Source organism: Erythrobacter sp. HI0063 (genome assembly GCF_001635685.1).
Taxonomy (GTDB): domain Bacteria; phylum Pseudomonadota; class Alphaproteobacteria; order Sphingomonadales; family Sphingomonadaceae; genus Qipengyuania.
Genome location: NZ_LWFF01000349.1, coordinates 1 through 14802, shown reverse-complemented (window position 1 = coordinate 14802; position 14802 = coordinate 1). Strand labels below are relative to the sequence as shown.

The 14802-nt window shown below is 64.0% G+C and carries 15 protein-coding genes; 7 read left to right on the top strand and 8 right to left on the bottom strand.

Translation table 11 applies throughout. The features are described 5' to 3' along the window. Positions 1-215 (top strand): dihydrodipicolinate synthase family protein (locus A3736_RS16255; protein WP_197465644.1); only part of this gene is annotated, 215 nt, incomplete at its 5' end. Here the strand turns inward: A3736_RS16255 and A3736_RS16250 are convergent. Then, positions 212-1285: a succinylglutamate desuccinylase/aspartoacylase family protein gene (locus A3736_RS16250; protein ID WP_067685094.1), complete on the bottom strand. Its 1074-nt coding sequence runs from the start codon at positions 1283-1285 to the stop codon at positions 212-214. The two genes, A3736_RS16255 and A3736_RS16250, sit on opposite strands and share 4 nt — an antisense overlap. A gap of 132 nt (positions 1286-1417) precedes the next feature. Between A3736_RS16250 and A3736_RS16245 the strand changes: the two genes are divergently transcribed. Next, positions 1418-1762, top strand: a complete 345-nt coding sequence (locus A3736_RS16245; protein WP_067685092.1) for a helix-turn-helix transcriptional regulator — start codon at positions 1418-1420, stop codon at positions 1760-1762. Here the strand turns inward: A3736_RS16245 and A3736_RS16240 are convergent. After that, entirely contained in the window at positions 1753-2142 is a 390-nt protein-coding gene (locus A3736_RS16240; RefSeq protein ID WP_067685089.1) for a VOC family protein, read from the bottom strand. The genes A3736_RS16245 and A3736_RS16240 overlap by 10 nt on opposite strands. A 138-nt stretch (positions 2143-2280) precedes the next feature. Between A3736_RS16240 and soxR the strand changes: the two genes are divergently transcribed. Next, positions 2281-2718, top strand: coding sequence for a redox-sensitive transcriptional activator SoxR (gene soxR, locus A3736_RS16235; protein WP_067685087.1), 438 nt, complete (start codon positions 2281-2283; stop codon positions 2716-2718). Here the strand turns inward: soxR and A3736_RS16230 are convergent. Continuing rightward, positions 2715-3236 carry a histidine phosphatase family protein gene (locus tag A3736_RS16230; RefSeq protein ID WP_067685085.1) on the bottom strand — a complete coding sequence of 174 codons (522 nt, stop codon included), beginning with the start codon at positions 3234-3236 and terminating at the stop codon, positions 2715-2717. The genes soxR and A3736_RS16230 overlap by 4 nt on opposite strands. Then, complete coding sequence (locus tag A3736_RS16225) at positions 3233-5968, bottom strand: ATP-dependent DNA helicase (protein WP_067685083.1); 2736 nt, start codon at positions 5966-5968, stop codon at positions 3233-3235. Before A3736_RS16225 ends, A3736_RS16230 begins: the two co-directional genes overlap by 4 nt. Positions 5969-6300: 332 nt before the next feature. Between A3736_RS16225 and A3736_RS16220 the strand changes: the two genes are divergently transcribed. Continuing rightward, the gene (locus tag A3736_RS16220) at positions 6301-7932 is read left to right on the top strand and encodes a lysine--tRNA ligase (RefSeq protein ID WP_067685081.1); all 1632 of its coding nucleotides are present in this window, start codon (positions 6301-6303) and stop codon (positions 7930-7932) included. 24 nt (positions 7933-7956) lie between these two features. Further along, positions 7957-9030 carry a PAS domain-containing protein gene (locus tag A3736_RS16215; RefSeq protein ID WP_197465643.1) on the top strand — a complete coding sequence of 358 codons (1074 nt, stop codon included), beginning with the start codon at positions 7957-7959 and terminating at the stop codon, positions 9028-9030. A gap of 30 nt (positions 9031-9060) precedes the next feature. Here the strand turns inward: A3736_RS16215 and A3736_RS16210 are convergent, their stop codons facing one another. After that, positions 9061-9750: a 2OG-Fe(II) oxygenase gene (locus A3736_RS16210; RefSeq protein ID WP_067685079.1), complete on the bottom strand. Its 690-nt coding sequence runs from the start codon at positions 9748-9750 to the stop codon at positions 9061-9063. A 106-nt stretch (positions 9751-9856) separates the two neighbouring features. Between A3736_RS16210 and A3736_RS16205 the strand changes: the two genes are divergently transcribed. Then, positions 9857-10408 (top strand): cytochrome b, encoded by a 552-nt coding sequence (locus A3736_RS16205; RefSeq protein ID WP_067685077.1) that lies wholly within the window; start codon positions 9857-9859, stop codon positions 10406-10408. 95 nt (positions 10409-10503) lie between these two features. On the opposite strand, the gene A3736_RS16200 is transcribed toward A3736_RS16205, so the two are convergent. Further along, the gene (locus A3736_RS16200; RefSeq protein ID WP_067685096.1) at positions 10504-11511 is read right to left on the bottom strand and encodes an RcnB family protein; all 1008 of its coding nucleotides are present in this window, start codon (positions 11509-11511) and stop codon (positions 10504-10506) included. Between the two features lie 197 nt (positions 11512-11708). Between A3736_RS16200 and A3736_RS16195 the strand changes: the two genes are divergently transcribed. Then, positions 11709-12278: a flavin-binding protein gene (locus A3736_RS16195; protein ID WP_067685075.1), complete on the top strand. Its 570-nt coding sequence runs from the start codon at positions 11709-11711 to the stop codon at positions 12276-12278. An 87-nt stretch (positions 12279-12365) separates the two neighbouring features. Here A3736_RS16195 and A3736_RS16190 read toward each other — a convergent pair whose 3' ends face one another. Both A3736_RS16190 and ettA read right to left on the bottom strand, forming a co-directional pair. After that, the gene (locus A3736_RS16190; RefSeq protein ID WP_067685073.1) at positions 12366-12803 is read right to left on the bottom strand and encodes a peptidylprolyl isomerase; all 438 of its coding nucleotides are present in this window, start codon (positions 12801-12803) and stop codon (positions 12366-12368) included. Positions 12804-13049: 246 nt separating this feature from the next. Further along, on the bottom strand, positions 13050-14723 hold the full coding sequence (gene ettA, locus A3736_RS16185; protein WP_067685071.1) for an energy-dependent translational throttle protein EttA: 1674 nt from the start codon (positions 14721-14723) through the stop codon (positions 13050-13052). Between the last annotated feature and the right edge of the window lie 79 nt (positions 14724-14802).

The window sequence follows — 14802 nt, the reverse complement described above, 5'->3', positions numbered from 1 at the left end:
CCGCGAACGAGCTGGCCAAGGCGCGCGAACTGAACGACCGGCTGTTCCCGTTGCATTACGCGATGTTCTCAGACGCCAGCCCCGCGCCGGCGAAATACGCGCTGAGCCGCGTGCACGACTGGTTCTCCGACGAAGTCCGCCTGCCGCTGTGCCGCGCGAGCGAGGCCAGCCGCAAGGCGGTGGACGAGGCGCTGGAGATTGCGGGCCTGATCTAAAGCAATTCGTCCTCGTCGAGGATCGGCGCGGGTGCGAAGGGCGGATCGCTGACGGCCATCGCTTCGACGATGGAGTGCGCATTTTCGCCGACATGGTCGAGCGAGTCGATTTCGGCGACATGGAACAGCGCATCGCCCTGATTGACCACGGGCAGCGTCGCGTGGCCGATGATCACGCCATCGATCGGGCTGACGAGTTCGATCCCGTCCTCGCCGAACAAGCCGCCGACCACGGCCAGCAGATTGCCCTGCCGCACGATATCGCCCGATTTGCGTACCCGGCGCGACACGCCGCCGCGCGGTGCGCGTACCCAGGTGGAGCGATTGGCGCGCATCGGGACTGCGACATTCTCCAGCCCGTCGCTCGCCGTGATCATGCCGATATGGGCGAGCACGCGCAGCACGCCCGCGGCGCCGACACCGATCGAATAGCGATCGAAGCGTAGCGCCTCGCCCGCTTCGAGGAGGAGCATGGGCACTTCGCGCTCGGCGGCGAGCGCCCGCATCGAGCCGGGCCGCAACGGGCTTTCGACGATGATCGGCGCGCCGAAGGCCATCGCCAGTTCGACGAGATAGGGACTGCCCGATGCGATCCTGATCTGCGGCAGATTGTAACGATGGACCGCTGCGGTGTGCATATCGATGCCGAGCGTGCAGCGCTCGATCACATTGGTCAGGAAACAATGCGCCAGCTGCGCGGCGAGGCTGCCGCCTTCGTTCCCCGGAAAGCTGCGATTGAGATCGCGCCGGTCGGGCAGATAGCGGCTGTGCGCGGCGAAGCCGTAGATATTAACCGCGGGCGCCAGAATCACCGTACCCGACAGGGTTTCCGGCATCAGATGGTCGAGCAGGCGCTGGACGATGGCCGCACCCACGATCTCGTCCCCGTGGATGCCCGCGCTCACGAAGACACATGGCCCGCGCTTCGCCCCGTGAATCACTTTGAGCGCGAGCGAGGAATCGAGACCCGTGACCTGCTGGCTGACGGGAATGGTGAGGATTTCCGCCGTGCCCGGTGCGATGCTGCGATCGTGGATGGCGAAGGGGGTGGGCGCGTCGTCGGAACTCATGCAGCGTTCTAGGGGCACCGGAGCCCTCGCGCGCAAGCGAAAAAGCGCCGGGAATCCCGATCGTGGACAAATCGGCCTGCGCGCCGGGTGCCAGCTTGCGCGACTCATGCGGCGCGCAATAGCCTGCCGCGCATGACCGACACCTTTTCCGCCCTGTCCGACCCCACGCGGCGGCTGCTGCTCGATCGCTTGAGCGAGCGGGGCGGGATGACTCTGTCGGACCTGTCGGAAGACCTGCCGATGACGCGCCAGGCGGTGGCCAAGCACCTCGCCGTGCTGGAAGCGGCCGAACTGGTCGCTTCCGAGCGCGACGGGCGCTGCAAGCGGCATTATCTCAACCCGATCCCGCTCGCCAAGATGGCGCGCCGGTGGCTGGGCCGGTTCGAAGATGTGCCGCTCGGTTCGATGGCGGGATTTCAGGGCGCTTACGGGCAAGGTGGCCGAACATCGGCTCGCGAAGCTGCGGCTCATTCATAGCTGACCACCTCGAATTCGATCCCGTCCCAGTCGATGAAATAGAAACTGCGCGGACCCGGATCGTATTGCCCCTGATTGAAGGGACGAAGACCGGCCTCCGCGACCAGTTTTTCCGCCGCATCGAGATCGCTGACCGCAATCCCGATATGGTTCATCGGCGCTCCCTTGCCGAACCCGGCGGCGACGTCCGGATTGGTATAGATCGCGAGATAGGCCTGCGCATCGCCGAGATGGATGGTGCGCCCGCCAGCCATGGCCGGGCCTTCCCATCGGCGGGTCCATCCGGTGATCCGGGCGATCAGATCGGCGAGCCGGTCCGGATCGCGCGACGAGATATTGACGTGTTCGAGCCGGGCCGAAACATGAGTTTGATCGGGCATGGAAATCTCCATCCGAACCGCCGCGTGCGCCCGCTTCGACAGTGAGGCAGGCTTCCCTTGCGGCAGGTCCGGTGCCCGCATTCATGCAACCTCAAGTTCTCTTGAGGTCAAGCTGCAACGTCGCTATGACTGTGATCGATGGGACCGAACGACACACTCACCATAGGCGAACTCGCCCGCCGCACGGGGCTCAGCGTCTCGGCGATCCGTTTCTACGAGGACAAGGGGCTGATCGAACCGATGCGCACCGGCGGCAATCAACGCCGCTTTTTGCGTAGCGATATTAGGCGCTTGAGCTTCATCCTGATCGTCCAGAAGCTCGGCCTCTCGCTCGAAGAGATCGGCGAGCATCTGCGCGCGCTGCCCAAGGGACGCACGCCCAGCAGTTTCGACTGGTGGAAGATCAGCGAAGCGATCCGCGGCGGGCTGGACGAGCGCATCGCGCAATTGCAGGCGATGCGCGACAATCTCGACGGGTGCATCGGCTGCGGCTGCCTGAGCCTCAAGACCTGTCAGATCTACAACCCGCAGGACGTGGCGGGCGAAAGCGGGGCGGGGCCCCGGATCCTGCGCTAGCTCTCCGGCCCCAGTTCGGGGTCGAGATCGCGGGGCCGCGCGAAGTGGACGAGCTTGCCGCATTCCGGCCCCAGCTCCGCCCAATCGTCGATATCCAGTTCGAACACGGCGTAACTCGCGGTCGGGAATTTGACCTTCGCCTCGTCGAACAGCGCGTTTTCATGGGCCGGTGCGACCAGTTCGAGGACCATGTCGCCAAGGCCGGGATTGTGGGCTGCGATCAGCACGGCCTTGCCGGTCGCTTCGTGCAGCACGTCCATGATCGTGTCGGTCCCGGCCAGATACAGGCGGCGGTCCCAAGAGGGCTCCCGATCGGGCAAAGCCTCTTCCAGCGTGGTCTTCACCCGCTGGGCGGGGCTGGCGATCACCGTGTCCCACTTGATGCCGTGATTGCGGATATGATCGCCCATCAACCGCGCGCCCTTGCGCCCGCGCGCGTTCAACCCGCGATCGAAATCGCGCGTGTCGCCATCGTTCCAGTCCGATTTCGCATGCCGCATCAGGCCGAGAATCTTCACGCGCTCTCCGTTTCGCTACCCGTGACGGCATGAACACCGTGGGCGACGCGCTGTAAAGCTTCCGCAAGCGTCAGGCGGATGACGGGCGTGCCGTCGGGGAAGGCGGAGAGGAAGCGCGAGGGGAAGGCGGAGGAGAGGACGACGAAGTGGCCCGCATCCTCGCGCGTGCGGATCAGCCGCCCGAAAGCCTGGGCAAGCCGGGCGCGGATGATGCGATCGTCATGCCCCTTCGCGCCGCCCGGTTCATCCGCCGCGGCGGCGCGGCGGGCGCGGTGGAGAATGGTCGGGCGCGGCCAGGGCACGCTTTCCATGACGACGCAGCGCAAGCTGCGCCCCGGCACGTCCACTCCATCGCGCAGCGCGTCCGTGCCCAGCAGGCTGGCGCGCGGATCGTCGCGGAAAATATCGGTCAGCGTGCCGGTATCGATCGGATCGACATGCTGGGCATAGAGCGGCAGGCCCGCGCGCGCCAACCGGTCCGCGATGCGCCCATGCACCGCCCGCATCCGCCGGATCGCCGTGAACAGGCCCAGCACGCCGCCATCCGACGCTTCGATCAGCCGCGCATAGGCGCCCGCCAGCCCGGCGATATCGCCGCGCCTGATGTCGGTGACGATCAGCACCTCGGCACGGTTTGCATAATCGAACGGACTGTCCGACTGGCTGGTGCGCGGCGCGATTTCGATATGGGTGGCACCGCTGCGCGCGACCGCGTGCGGCCAGTCCGGCCCTTCCTCGCCCCGATCGGTCAGCGTGGCACTGGTCAGCATCACGCCATGCGCAGGCTCCAGAACGGTGTGGGCGAAGGGCTTCATCGGATCGACCCAGTGCCGGTGCAGGCCGATATCGAATTCGCGCGCATCGTTGCGATCGACCGCCAGCCAGTCGACAAAATCCGGGTCCGCCGGGCCGCCGAGACGCGACAGCAGCGCTTCCCACGCGGCCAGCAGATCGATCCGCCAGGCGAGCGAATGGCGCGCCCCTTCGATGCGCGCACGGCCTTGTCCGTCGAGCCAGTCGGGCGCGTCGGCCATCACCGCTTCCAATCGCCCGGCCAGTTTCATCAGCGGGGTACGGATGGCAGCAAGCGCCTGCGCCGCCGTGCCCGCCGCCTCGACCAGTTCGCCGGGAAGCGAGGCGGTCTCGGTCTCGATCCCGTAGCCCGCTTCCTGCCCGCTCTCGTCGCGGGCATAGGTGGTGGCGCGAACCTGGGCGAGCAGGGCTTCGAGCGGCCCCATCGGCGTGCCATCCGCCAGCCGGACGAGCCAGCCGTCGGAAGGCAGATCCTGCGCTGCCGCGACGGCAGCCTCGATCGCTTCGCCGCCGGCCTCGTCATAGCTCGCAATATCGGCGAGGCGCGCAGCGAGGCCCCGCCGCCGTCCGCGATTGCCGCGTTCGGGGCCGACGATCCATCGCCTCAGCTCTATCGTCTCCTGCCCGGTCAGCGCGGCGGAAAAGGTCGAATCGGCGGCATCGAAAACATGATGCCCCTCGTCGAAGACGATGCGGGTGGGGCGCTGCGCATGATCGCGCCCGCGCGCGGCGTTGACCATGACGAGCGCGTGATTGGCGATGACGAGATCGGCCTGCGCGCTCGCCCGTGCGCTGCGTTCGATGAAGCATTTGCGGTAATGCGGGCACCCGGCATATACGCATTCGCCGCGTTGATCGGTCAGCGCCGCGATGCCGCGCTTGCGGAACAGCGTGCCGAGCCAGCCGGGCAGGTCGCCCCCGATCATGTCGCCGTCCTGCGAATAAGCAGCCCAGCGTGCCACCAGCTGCGCCAGAATGGCAGGGCGGCCGGAAAAGCCGCCTTGCAGCGCGTCTTCCAGATTGAGGAGGCAGAGATAATTCTCGCGCCCCTTGCGGACCACGACCGGGCGCGATCCGTCGGCGCGCCGTTCGGGCCAGGCGCGGGTGCTTTCGCGCCGCAATTGGCGCTGCAGATTCTTGGTATAGGTCGATACCCATACCGTGCCGCCGGACCGTTCCGCCCAGAGGGAGGCGGGGGCCAGATAGCCCAGCGTCTTGCCGATCCCGGTGCCCGCCTGCGCCAGCAGGACATGCGGCCGCTTGTCCTCTGCGCGCGGAGCGAACACGCTGCCCGCGCCGCGCGCGAACAGGCGTTGCCCTTCGCGCTTTTCCGCGCCTTCGCCGGTCAGGCGTTCCAGATGCCCTTCGACCGCCAGCTCGTCGAGCGCCACCTGTTGGGGCTGCGCGCGCTCGGGCGCTTCTTCCCATTCGGGGAGGCGCGAGAACAGCCATTTCTCCGCGCGTTCGGGCCGCTTCACATGGGGCGCGAGCACCTGCGCCCAGGGCCAGCGCAGGCGCGCCAGCGATTGAAGAGTCGACCAGGCGCCGTCACGTTCGGCCCAGTCGGTGCTTTCGCAGATCTCCATCATCCGCGCTGCGGCGAGTTGCAGCAGCAGCGGCACTTCGTCGTCGCTGTCCGGCACGGCGAGGTCGAGCGCTTCGGCCAGTCCCTTCGGCGTGGGCACGCAGAAACGGGCCGGGCGCACGAAAGCGAACAGCTCCAGAAGATCGAGGCCCGACAGGTCGGGATAGCCGAGGCGATTGGCCACCAGCGGGGCGTTCAGCAGCAGCAGCGGCGTGTCGGCAGCCGCCATCACCGCCTCGCCCTTGGAACAGCCGCGCGTGCTGCCGTTGGAATCGCGCAACCATGTGCCTGCGTGGCTGGCATGGATCGCGGGGAGGGGCAGAGGCTCGCTCACCGGAGCGCTATTCCAAGCCGGGAACGAAAAGTAAACAGAGGCGCGCGAAAGCGGTTTCCTACAGGCGCGGAATTTGCCAGATCCGGGGGGATGAACCGCCACCGCGCAATGCCCCGTGCTTTACGTCCCGCGAGCGTGGTTGCGGCGCGGTGTGGCCTTTCGAAACCCGAAGGCCACAGCGGTTTGGCAGGTGCGGATGGCAAGAGACTGAACAGAAAGAGTAAAATCAGACGAACGCGTCGCCTTACAACTTTCAAGCGTGTCAACGCGCCGCCCCCGATCGGCGCGCTTCGCACTTGCAACACCGCAGTCCATCCGCGAAAGCCCCGCTCATGACCATGACCGATCTGATGTCCGCCGCTCGTTCCTCCAAGGCCTGGCCCTTCCAGGAAGCGCAACGGCTTTTGAAGCGCTATCCAGATGGCACGAAGCCGGATGGATCGCCGGTCCTGTTCGAAACCGGATACGGACCCAGCGGCCTGCCGCATATCGGAACGTTTCAGGAAGTGCTGCGCACCACGCTGGTGCGCCGCGCATTCGAAGCGCTGATCGGGGCGAAGCCGGAAGACGGCAAGACGCGCCTCGTCGCCTTTTCGGACGATATGGACGGCCTGCGCAAGGTGCCGGACAATGTGCCCAACCGGCAATTGCTGGAGGACAATCTACACCTGCCGCTCAGCCGCGTGCCCAATCCCTTCGATACCGCGCATGAAAGTTTTGCCGCGCACAACAATGCGATGCTGCGCGAATTCCTCGACCGGTTCGGCTTCGATTACGAATTCGTCGCTTCGTCGGACCGTTACAATTCCGGTGCGTTCGACGATGCGCTGAAGACGGTGCTCGCGAAGGATCAGGCGATCCTCGACATCATGCTGCCGACCTTGCGGGCCGAACGCGCGGCGACCTATTCGCCGATCATGCCTATCAGCCCGAACACGGGCCGGGTGTTGCAAGTGCCGGTGCAGGTCGTCGATGCCGAAGCCGGGACGATCCGCTTCACCGACGAGGATGGGACGGAAGTCGAACAATCCGCGCTGGGTGGCATGGCCAAGCTCCAGTGGAAGGTCGATTTCGCCATGCGCTGGGTGGCGCTGGGCGTCGATTACGAGATGTACGGCAAGGATCTGACCGATACCGGCGTCCAGTCGGGCAAGATCGCGCAGGTCCTCGGCGGGAGGATGCCGGACGGGCTGATCTACGAGCTGTTCCTGGACGAGAAGGGAGAGAAGATCTCCAAGTCCAAGGGCAACGGGCTGACGATCGAACAATGGCTCGAATATGGCAGCGAGGAATCGCTCGGCTTTTACATCTTCCCCAATCCTAAGAGCGCCAAGCAATTGCACGGCGGCGTCATCCCGCGCGCAGTGGACGATTACTGGCAGTTCCGCGAGCGATTGGCGGAGCAGGATCTGGACAAGCAGCTCGGCAATCCGGTCTGGCATCTGGCGCGCGCGAATGGCGGGTTCGAAGGCAGCGAAGCGCCCGGCGCGGGGGACAGCCTGCCGGTTACGTTCGCGCTGTTGCTGAATCTCGTCGGCGTGCTCGGCGCGCAGGCGGATCGGGATCAGGTGTGGTCCTATCTCGGCAATTACATCGCCGATCCCGACCCTGCGGCCCATCCCGATCTCGATGCGCTGGTGGACAAGGCGCTCGCCTATAACCGCGATTTCGTCGCCCCGTCGCTCCAGCGCCGCAAGCCCGAGGCGAACGAGGCCTCTGCCCTTCGCCGCCTGGACGAAGAGCTGGCTGCGATGGCAGACGGAACTTCGGCCGAAGACATCCAGACCGCGATCTATGAAATCGGCAAGGACGAGAGCTTCGGCTTCGAATCCCTACGCGACTGGTTCAAGGCATTATATCAAACGTTATTGGGCAGCGACCAAGGCCCGCGTATGGGAAGCTTCGTCGCGCTTTACGGGATCGACAATACACGTGCTTTGATAAAGGATGCGCTCGAGGATTGAGCGCGGGCGGAAGGGATTCGCAATTTGGCGGATGGTAGCAATTCGACGAAACGGCAACGCAACGACGCGGGGCATCCCTCGCGTCTGGCCTCACTGCGCCTGAATGCCGACCAATTGTTTCTCCAGACCACCGCGCAGACGCGGATGGCGCAATGCATTTCCGATCCCCATCAGCCCGATTGCCCGATCGTCTATTGCAACGAAGCCTTCGTCGAACTGACCGGCTACCCTATCGACGAGATCATCGGACGCAATTGCCGGTTCCTGCAGGGCGAGAAGACCCAGCAATCCTCGATCGCCCGGTTGAGGAAAGCGGTGGACCGGCAGGTCTATACGGTCGTCGACATTCTGAATTATCGCAAGGACGGCACCGCTTTCTGGAACGCAGTGCATATCGGCCCGATCTACAACGCGGATGGCGAACTCGAATATTTCTTCGGGTCGCAATGGGACATTTCCGAATTGCTGGCCGCGCGCGAGACTATCGTCGAAAACGACCGCGTGGCGGACGAATTGCGGCATCGTACCGACAACCTCTTCGCGGTGCTGACGGCGATCGTGCGCCTGTCCGCGCGCGGGGCCGAAGAGGTCGAAGAGCTGTCGGAAAAGATCCAGCGCCGCGTCGAAGCGCTGGCGGCGGCGCACCGTGTCTCGCTATCGGGTGACGGGCTCGAAACCGATACTTCCGATCTCCGTACGCTCGTCGAAGCGGTCATGAAGCCGTATCGCAGCTCCAATGCCGACCGGATCGATATCGTTGGCGAGAAGATCGAATTGCCGCGCAAGCATGTCACCCCGGTGGGTCTTAGTCTGCACGAACTGGCGACGAATGCGCTCAAATACGGCGCTCTGTCGCGTGGCGACGGCCGTGTGCATGTCGACTGGAAGGTTGAGGACGATATGGTCGTGATCCACTGGATCGAGCGGCTGGGCGAAGATATCGGCCTGGCCGAAGGGGGCCGGGACGCGATCAGCCAGGGTACCGGAACCCGGCTGATGAAAGGTGTGCTGGGCGGGATCGGCGGATCGGTCGAAAGCAGCCTGGAGCCGGGCGGCCTGCGCGCCACGCTCCGGGTGCCGCGCAAAAGCACGGACTGACCGTTCGCGCCAGCTATCGGAGCCGGACAGTCAGCTCCATTCGCGGGTCCGATACCACTTCGTCAGCACGTATTTCTCGCCCTTGAGCACCGGCGTTCCCGCGTGCAGCGTCGCTTCGTTGGGCGTGCCGTCGGGCAGGGCGTTGTTCCAGATCAGCAGGACGCCAGGCTCCGGCTCGATCGCGGAGCCTATCTCGGAAAAATAGGTGTGCCCGCCTTCTTCCACCTTGTTGAGGAAGGCCATGGCGGTCCAGCTGCGCTGCCCGCCGCGTTCGCTTTCGAATTTCCAATAGGGCTGGTCGGTATAGAACCAGTCGTTGTGCGGCTTGAATTCCTGGCCCGGCAGATAACGCTGGCCCTGGATCGATTCCCCGAACCGCGGATCGATCCCCAACAGGTCGTCTATCCGGCGCGAGACGCTTTTGACGAAGGCGTGGGCCGGATCGAGATCGCCCGAATAGGACGTGCGGAAGCCCTTGGCATAATCCTGATCATGCAGCTGGCTGGGCTTGGCGATCGCATCGATCATTGCAATCAGGCGTTCGCATTCCGATGGGGACAGGAATCCGCCGAGCGCGAAAATTTCCGCTTCCTCGGTCGGAAATTTGTAAAGCCCGCTGTCCTGCGCCAGGCGCGCCCGTACAGCGGCGCCCACGCGCTTCAATGCAGCGCGATCGGGATTGGGGAGGGCGGCAGTGTCGTAAGTCGCGCTGGAAGCCATGGGTGCCGGTTTAGCAAACCACCGGCCTGCTGCAAGCAGCCGCTTGAAGCGACGGCGAAACGCGCTATCCCACGAAAATCGGCCCGCTGGGCTCTGGGAGATACCTATGTCCGACACTCGAAACGCCCGCCGCTATTCCGTGGGCGCCATGATTTTCCACTGGACGATTGCAGTGGCGGTCATCGTGAACTGGCGGATCGCCGAAGCGGCGCACCACGCCGAAGGGGCGGCGAAGGGCGCTATCTTTGCCAATCACAAGGCGCTTGGCATTCTCATTCTGGTGCTTACGCTCGGTCGGTTGATATGGCGCTGGACGCACCCCGTGCCGCCCTTGCCGTCGGATCTCGCAAAATGGGAAAAGGTTCTTGCACGCACGGTGCACGTTGTTTTCTACGTCCTGCTGATCGCTCTCCCCTTGGGGGCATGGATCGCCAACTCGCTGACCGGACGCAGCATCGACATGTTCGGCCTGTTCACGATTCCGCCGCTCCCGCTGGGCGAGAACAAATCCTTGGGCAGCGCGATCTTCTCGGCCCATGCAACCGGCGGATCGATTTTCATCTATCTGATCGGCCTGCATATTCTGGGCGCGTTGAAGCACACCTTCTTCGATAAGAATGGCGGCATCTTCCGGATGCTGCCCTTCGGCAAGGTCTGACGCTGACATAAAAAGCCCCCGCGAACGCAATTTGCGCTGCGGGGGCCAGATGTCCGGCGGACCACTCTCAAAGCCGCCGGACAAAGCAAACCGATTTACCAGAAGAAGTCGTAGATCGCGTCGACCACTTCACCGCTGTAGATATCGACCAGCAGCACGTCGTCGTAATAGCGTACCCAGCGATATGGGCCGTAGACTTCGGGCAGGCGATAGCGCCACGGATCGTTGATGGTGTAGCGGTTCGAATAGAACCCGCTCCCGAGCGTGATGCCGATCGAAAGCCGATTGTATCGGTGATTGCGATAGGGCGAATAATACCGCCCGATATTGAACAGGCTGCGATTGGCCGCGCGATAGCGGTGCCAGTCATAGCGCTGATTGCGCCGCCAGTCGGAGCGGTTCCAGACGCGATAATCGTTCCAACGACGTCCATCGTAATAACGACCGTAATGGCCGCCGCGATAGGCCTGGCGCTGGTCGCGATAGCGGTCTTGACGCCAGTTCCGCTGGTCGCGCTGGTCGCGGTAATTGCGCTGATCGCGATAGGCATCGCGGCGATTGTCGCGCCAGGTCTCGCGGCGGTCGGCACGGCGTTCGCGCCAATCCTCCCGGCGGTCCTGCCGCCGTTCGCGCGCATCTTCCCGGCGTTCGCGCCGATCTTCGCGCCAGTCCTCGCGACGTTCCCGACGCGCCTCGCGGCGGTCCCTGTCGGCCTGTGCCTGTTCGCGCAGAGCCTCGTTCGCACGGCGGAAGACATTGCCGCTATTGGCGTCGCGCCGCTCCGACCTTTGCGCACGCTCGGTCCGTTCGGCACGCCGCGTTTCCTGCGCACGCTGCGCTCGTGGAGGCGCTACCGCCGCATCGGGCGCGGAAGAGCGCTGCTGGCGAAACACTTGCCGACGCTCGCCACGCTCACCGCGTGAGCGCTGATATTGGTCGCGATCCTGCGCCAGCTTCGCATCGTCGTTCGCCGTGCCGACATCTATGGCGGTCATCGGAGCGTCGAAATCGACGGCGGGTGCAGCCGCAGCAGGCAGCGCCGTCAATCCCAGCGCCGCTGCCAGGGCGCCCAGAGCGCTGCCTTTCAAGAAAATGTTCGTCATGGAGCTATCGTCCTTCCCCTTGGAAAGCCGCCCCACCATTGCGGCTCGATTGAACGCCTAAGCGATACCGCAGGAATAGAGCGCAGGCCATGACGCGAAACTGAACCGCTCGGGCGGTGCTTTGTTCATGTTGGAGTGCTCTTGCCTGAACGACCTCGCGATTGACAGCAGCGCCGCGACGCTGTCTCACCGCGACTATGTTCGACACCCTCGATGACGTTCGCAAGGATATTGCCAACCGGTTGAAGGAAGGCGCGTCCGATCGTCGCTCGGCCTTCCATCTCCCAGCCATCGTCACTGCGGATGCGGATGCGCGCATCATGGTCCTGCGCGCTTTCGATGAGGAAAATTGGACCCTGCGATTCAATACCGATGCGCGCGCGCCGAAAGTGGCGGCGATCGGAGAAGGAGCGCCGGTGGGCGCGCTGTTTTACGACAAGGACGCGAAGGTCCAGATCCGGTGTCGCGGGACCGGGCGGATCGAGCATTACGGTCCGATCGCGGACGCGGCGTGGGAGGAGGCGACCAATTTCGCCCGACGCTGCTATCTGGGAGCGGGGCCTGGTGCCGTTTCGGACGAACCGACCAGTGGATTGCCGGAACGCTTCGAAGGCGTCGAGCCTAGCGATGAAGAGTTGGACCCTGCGCGCGCAAATTTTGCCGTTCTGCTCCTGACGGTCGAGGAAGCGGACTGGTTCTATCTGTCGAATGACGGCCATGTGCGCGCGCAATTCCTGCGCGGCGAAGGCCGATGGGTGGCGCCTTAGCGCTGGCTTCCCGGCCGCGTCACGCGGCCATGGAAATCGATGCGGCGGGCGACCGAAACGTAATTCAGATCGCCCGCCGCTCGTGCGTTACGCGGCCTGCTTGATGTCGCGCAGAGTGATGTCGAAGGTCAGATCCTCGCCCGCGAGCGGGTGGTTGCCGTCGGCCTTGACCGTCGTATCGCCGACTTCGACGACATAAAGCGTGATCGGCGAGCCATCCTGCTGCTGTGCCTGCAAGGCCATGCCCGGCTGCGGCGCAGGCTCGGGCGGCAGGTTTTCGCGCGGAATGTCGACGACCAGCGCTTCCTGACGTTCGCCGAAGGCGCTGTCGCAGGGGATCGAGACGCTTTGCTCGTCACCCACCTTCATATCGGTGAGAGCCGCTTCGATCTGCGGGAAGATCTGCCCCGCGCCGAGCTGAACGTCCTGCGGCCCGCTCTGTGCGGTGGTGCCGACCGGTTCGCCGTCGCCCCGCTTGAGGACGTAATCGATGGTCACGGTGTCGCCGTTTGTGGGAGTGGTCATGAATATCCTTTTGGGATTTCGTGTTCGCGGCGCTGCGGGAGCATGCCCAAGCGCGCCGTCGGGAAATGCGCCCGCGTATCGAGCGCGTCTTCTCTAATGTGGGAACCATACCGCGTTGTGTCAAACCAAGTAGCGCGATGGCAATCGCAGGTAGGTGACGACGGCGTAATCGTAACGATGCCAGCGATGCCGCAAATCGCAGGCCCGCAAAGAAAAAGGGCGGACAAACCGTCCGCCCTCGTCAACTTAGCGCGTCAGCTTCTTGTAAGCCAGTCGCGTAGGCCGATCAGCCGCATCGCCGAGGCGGCGGCGCTTGTCTTCTTCGTAGGCTTCGAAATTACCTTCGAACCATTCCACATGGCTATCGCCTTCGAAGGCGAGGATGTGGGTCGCCAGGCGATCGAGGAAGAAACGGTCGTGCGAAATGACCACGGCGCAGCCAGCGAAGTTCTCGATCGCTTCTTCGAGAGCGCCCAAGGTTTCGACGTCGAGATCGTTGGTCGGCTCGTCCAGCAGCAGGACGTTGCCGCCTTCCTTCAGCATCTTGGCCATGTGGACGCGGTTGCGTTCGCCGCCGGACAGCTTGCCGACGTTCTTCTGCTGGTCCTGGCCCTTGAAGTTGAACGCCCCGACATAGGCGCGGGTGCTGGTGTCGTGGCCGTTGACTTTCATGTAATCGAGCCCGTCCGAGATTTCCTCCCAGACATTGTTCGACGGATTGAGATGATCTCGGCTCTGGTCGACATAGCCGAGATGGACGGTCGAACCGATTTCGACCGTGCCGCTATCGGGCTCTTCCTTGCCAGTCAGGATCTTGAACAGCGTCGATTTACCTGCGCCGTTCGGCCCGATCACGCCGACGATGCCGCCCGGCGGCAGCATGAAGGAGAGGTTTTCGAACAGCAGTTTGTCGCCATAGGCCTTGGAGATGTTGTTCGCCTCGATCACCTTGCCGCCCAGGCGCTCGGGCACCTGGATGACGATCTGCGCCTTGCCGGGCTTGCGATCGTTCTGGCTGTCCTGAAGCTCTTCGAACTTGCGGATACGCGCCTTGGACTTGGTCTGGCGCGCGCTGGGCGTCTGCCGGATCCATTCGAGTTCGCGGCTGAGCGCCTTTGAACGGCCCGATTCCTCGCGGCTTTCCTGTTCGAGGCGCTTGGCCTTCTTTTCCAGATAGGTCGAATAATTGCCTTCGTAGGGGTAGTACGATCCGCGATCGAGTTCGAGGATCCAGCCCACCACATTGTCGAGGAAGTAGCGGTCGTGGGTGATCATCAGCACCGCGCCGGCATATTCCTTGAGGTGGTTTTCCAGCCACTGGACGCTTTCGGCATCGAGGTGGTTGGTCGGCTCGTCCAGCAGCAGGATCGACGGCTTCTGGATCAGCAGGCGGGTGAGCGCCACGCGGCGCTTCTCACCGCCCGAAAGATCGGTGACCGGCCAGTCGCCCGGAGGGCAGCGCAGCGCTTCCATCGCAACTTCGAGCTGGTTGTCGAGCGTCCAGCCATCGACCGCGTCGATCTTGTCCTGAAGGTCCGACATCTCGGTGCTGAGCGCGTCGAAATCGGCGTCTTCCTCGCCCATTTCCATGCCGATCTGGTTGAAGCGTTCGACCATGTCGGCGGTGTCGCGCGCGCCGTCCTTGACGTTTTCGAGCACGGTTTTGCTCTCGTCGAGCTCCGGCTCCTGCTCCAGATAGCCGACGGTGATGTTCTCGCCTGCCCAGGCTTCGCCGGTGTAATCCTTGTCGATCCCGGCCATGATCTTGATCAGCGTCGATTTACCCGCGCCATTGGGGCCGACGATGCCGATCTTGGCGCCCTGGTAGAATTGCAGATTGATGTTCGACAGCACCGGCTTCTGGGCACCGGGGAAGGTCTTGGTCATGTTCTTCATGACATAGGCGTATTGGGCGGACACGGGCGGCGTTCCTTCAGATCTTGAGATTCGGGAAAAATATGCGCGCCAGATAGGGGCTGGCGGGGGAGGGGGCAAGTTT

Bases quoted from the DNA above. Each gene is read 5' to 3' on its own strand.
- A3736_RS16250 (WP_067685094.1), bottom strand. From the start codon at position 1,285: ATGAGTTCCGACGACGCGCCCACCCCCTTCGCCATCCACGATCGCAGC.
- A3736_RS16245 (WP_067685092.1), top strand. From the start codon at position 1,418: ATGACCGACACCTTTTCCGCCCTGTCCGACCCCACGCGGCGGCTGCTG.
- A3736_RS16240 (WP_067685089.1), bottom strand. From the start codon at position 2,142: ATGCCCGATCAAACTCATGTTTCGGCCCGGCTCGAACACGTCAATATC.
- soxR (WP_067685087.1), top strand. From the start codon at position 2,281: ATGGGACCGAACGACACACTCACCATAGGCGAACTCGCCCGCCGCACG.
- A3736_RS16220 (WP_067685081.1), top strand. From the start codon at position 6,301: ATGACCATGACCGATCTGATGTCCGCCGCTCGTTCCTCCAAGGCCTGG.
- A3736_RS16210 (WP_067685079.1), bottom strand. From the start codon at position 9,750: ATGGCTTCCAGCGCGACTTACGACACTGCCGCCCTCCCCAATCCCGAT.
- A3736_RS16205 (WP_067685077.1), top strand. From the start codon at position 9,857: ATGTCCGACACTCGAAACGCCCGCCGCTATTCCGTGGGCGCCATGATT.
- A3736_RS16200 (WP_067685096.1), bottom strand. From the start codon at position 11,511: ATGACGAACATTTTCTTGAAAGGCAGCGCTCTGGGCGCCCTGGCAGCG.
- A3736_RS16195 (WP_067685075.1), top strand. From the start codon at position 11,709: ATGTTCGACACCCTCGATGACGTTCGCAAGGATATTGCCAACCGGTTG.
- A3736_RS16190 (WP_067685073.1), bottom strand. From the start codon at position 12,803: ATGACCACTCCCACAAACGGCGACACCGTGACCATCGATTACGTCCTC.